This is a genomic window from Pseudomonas sp. HY7a-MNA-CIBAN-0227 (assembly GCF_040310325.1).
Classification (GTDB): Bacteria; Pseudomonadota; Gammaproteobacteria; order Pseudomonadales; family Pseudomonadaceae; genus Aquipseudomonas.
In genome coordinates, this window is record NZ_JBEOPT010000097.1 from 1 (window position 1) to 280 (window position 280).

Below are 280 nucleotides of genomic sequence, written 5' to 3' on the forward strand. Positions count from 1 at the left end.
GATATGCCTGAAGTACATTGGATAGCGGTAACAGCAGGTACTTATGAGCTCGCAGACGGCGTACCACTTATTGCTGGATCGGTTGACTATAATCAGGCTTTATTCGGTTCTAATTCACCTTATACCACAGTGACCTTACCTTCTACTCAAGGTGTTACTCAAGATGTGTTATTAAATCAAATTCAAACTCAAAATAATGAATGTTGGTTTACCAGTACTTCTCAATTACCTACTCCTGATACTACTACTTATGATATTGAACTAGCGCTAGATACTTCAG

The 280-nt window shown here is 38.6% G+C and carries 1 protein-coding gene; it reads left to right on the plus strand.

From position 1 onward, the window contains the following. Positions 1–280: hypothetical protein (locus tag AAEZ06_RS27130; protein ID WP_350617175.1), on the plus strand; the 280-nt coding region annotated here is incomplete at both ends.